This is a genomic window from Bartonella queenslandensis AUST/NH15 (assembly GCF_000312585.1).
GTDB classification, from domain to species: Bacteria; Pseudomonadota; Alphaproteobacteria; order Rhizobiales; family Rhizobiaceae; genus Bartonella; species Bartonella queenslandensis_A.
This window is the reverse complement of sequence record NZ_HE998007.1, coordinates 1-2,559: the sequence shown is the minus strand read 5'-3', so window position 1 is coordinate 2,559 and position 2,559 is coordinate 1. Positions and strand designations below refer to the sequence as shown.

Genomic DNA, 2,559 nt, shown 5'->3' with positions numbered 1-2,559 from the left:
TCGAGAAAACCTGTTGTAGAAAGCCATTTTTGTTTGGGTCCAATCAAAAGTGCGAGATCTTTAGTCATAAAACCTTCTTCGACGGTTTTAATACAAACTTCTTCCAATGTTGTGGCAAAGTTTTTTAATTTCTCATTGTTATCTAGTTTAGCACGGTGCGCTAATCCACGTGTCCATGCAAAAATAGAGGCAATGGAATTTGTTGATGTTTCCTCACCTTTTTGATGCTGACGATAATGACGTGTTACGGTGCCGTGTGCGGCCTCTGCTTCAACAACTTTACCGTCTGGTGTCATGAGAACAGAAGTCATGAGACCAAGAGAACCAAAGCCTTGGGCTACAATATCAGATTGAACATCACCATCATAGTTTTTACATGCCCATACATATCCACCGGACCACTTTAATGCAGAAGCAACCATATCATCAATGAGACGGTGTTCGTAATATAGTTGACGGTTTTCAAATTCATCTTTGAATTCTGTATCAAATATCTCTTGAAAGATATCTTTAAAACGGCCATCGTAAGTTTTTAGAATGGTATTTTTTGTTGAAAGATAAACTGGAACATTTCGCTGGAGTCCATAATTAAAAGATGCTCGGGCAAAATCACGAATTGACTCATCAAGGTTATACATCGCCATGGCAACTCCTGCGCTTGGGGCATCAAAAACATCATGCTCAATAACTTGATTATCATCACCGACAAATTTAATACTTAATTTCCCTTTGCCTGGGAATTTAAAATCTGTCGCCTTATATTGATCTCCGAAAGCGTGACGTCCGATAATAATTGGCTTTGTCCAGTTAGGAACAAGGCGAGGAACATTTTTGCAGATGATAGGTTCGCGAAAAATAACTCCTCCTAAAATATTGCGGATGGTACCATTGGGTGATTTCCACATTTTTTTTAGGTTAAATTCTTTAACACGTGCTTCATCAGGTGTGATGGTAGCACATTTTATACCAACCCCATATTTTTTGATAGCATTGGCAGAATCGATCGTTACCTGATCATTGGTTGCATCACGGTTTTCGACGGAAAGATCATAATATTTGAGATCAATGTCGAGGTAAGGATGGACTAATTTATCTTTGATATATTTCCAGATGATACGGGTCATTTCATCCCCATCGAGTTCAACAACGGGGTTTTCTACTTTGATCTTTGCCATTAGAAGTCCTTTTTCTTTTAAGTGATATTACTTTATAGCACTTTCGGGTTTATAATGAAAAGTAAAAACAAGGGAAAAAGGGCATGTGGATATGGATGAGAATATATGATCAATAGAGTGTAAAATTTTATTGAAGCGTTTAATTTTTGAAAAGAAGTGATGTGTTTACAAACCTATAATCATTATATAACTGATAAAAAGTTCATTTAATCGATAAAGTGAGCAGATTACTAGGGATAGAGGGATATTTTTATTATCAAAGTTTTCATTTAATTATTTTGATAAGTTGATCCTATTCTAAATTATGGTTTCTTGCGTGAGGAAACATCTATTTTTCTATCGCCATTCGCCATTTGATTCTAAAATTACAGCCTGTTTGTTTATAGAGAAAGTTAATATGATCAAAGGTCCTGTAATGAGGAATGATTCATCTAAAATACTGTTTTTGAAGCAAATTTCAGTTTTGAAGATTGAAAGAAATGCATAAAAGATGCTGCTGGTTTTAATTTAAAAATTCACAATACACGCATGAATACAGTTTATAAATTCGCTTTATAACAAGCTAGAGTTCTCTAATTTATTATCATTAACTGTGCATAATAAAATGCTGTCCTTGAAATGGAAGAAATAAATTAATCACAGGACGATTCTTGCAATCTCTTTACGGAGAGATTTCTTTGAAAACTCTATTCCCTCACCTTTATTTACGTACCCTGCACCTTTAAAAAATATATAAAATCAAAAGATTACGTACAGTAAAAAGAAACATGGTACGCCCAAGGGGAATCGAACCCCTGTTTCCGCCGTGAAAGGGCGATGTCCTAACCGCTAGACGATGGGCGCAAACCAATGATGAGGCTTATAGAGAGGATCTTTTTACTTCGCAAGCCCTCTAGGGCATTTTTTTTGAAAAAAGTGTGCTTTATTGAATGATTTTTGAGTGTTTCTTGTTGGGATCATTTTATTTTCTAAGATTTTTTGTAGAAAAAATATAGAGTTATCATGGGGGATAGAAAATTTTGTGCGAACATCGTATTTAATGAATGATATTTTTTGCATATTTTATTCATTTTTATCTCATGCGTGCATATGTGAATATTCTTTAACTTGCTTGAGAGAGCTTTTATACAAGGAAGCTGCTCAGTTGAATTTATCATAAAGCAAAACCCTATAATTTATGAAGTAGAAAGCCACATTTATGAGCAAGTTAACAGATAGTACGAATCATTCAAAAGTTTTCTTTTGAAGCATAAGCCATAGATTCCTTTCAATTTCACAAAAAGAAAGTCGTATGATAAAATGTAAAAATATTGAGGAAGGTTTTATAAAATATCTTTAAAATTGTTTTTTTCTCAAATTTACTTTTATATGATTGTGAGTTTAC

The 2,559-nt window shown here is 34.1% G+C and carries 1 protein-coding gene and 1 tRNA gene; both read right to left on the bottom strand.

Annotated features, from left to right (window positions below):
• The coding region (locus BN338_RS06905) for an NADP-dependent isocitrate dehydrogenase (RefSeq protein WP_039760393.1) at nucleotides 1–1,175 on the bottom strand (1,175 nt) is incomplete at its 3' end.
• A gap of 768 nt (nucleotides 1,176–1,943) precedes the next feature.
• Nucleotides 1,944–2,018: transfer RNA gene (locus tag BN338_RS06900), tRNA-Glu, on the bottom strand.
• Nucleotides 2,019–2,559 lie beyond the last annotated feature (541 nt).